Below are 399 nucleotides of genomic sequence, written 5' to 3' on the forward strand. Positions count from 1 at the left end.
CGCCTTTAAGGGCATTTTTATACATTGGTAAACGATGCATTAGCTGCCAGATAGGTCTTGTCATTACACCTTTTTCATTCGTTTCTTTTAATAAGGCTTCACGCACTTGAGGAGCTGGACAGATAATCGCGTTAAGCCAGTAATTTGAATGCGCATAATCAGGTTCAGTCACAAACTTGAACTCTGAACCACTAAAGAAATCACTGTATAAATGTGCTAACTTACGTTTATTCTTTACAAACTCAGACAATACTTCCATTTGAGCACACCCTAGTGCGGCATTCAAATTAGGCATTCGGTAATTAAACCCTGCTTCATCATGATAAAACTCGTAAGGATGTGGAACTTTTGCCGTTGTCGTTACATGCTTGGTACGTGCGCCTGAATCTAACGTTTTAC

At 39.6% G+C, this 399-nt stretch carries 1 protein-coding gene; it reads right to left on the reverse strand.

Annotation, left to right across the window (positions count from 1 at the left end):
• A partial coding sequence (locus tag HUS62_RS22635) for a DegT/DnrJ/EryC1/StrS family aminotransferase (RefSeq protein ID WP_175081233.1) occupies positions 1-399 on the reverse strand: 399 nt, incomplete at both ends.

Origin of the sequence: Pseudoalteromonas sp. 0303 (assembly GCF_013349995.1) — a bacterium.
Lineage (GTDB): Bacteria > Pseudomonadota > Gammaproteobacteria > Enterobacterales > Alteromonadaceae > Pseudoalteromonas.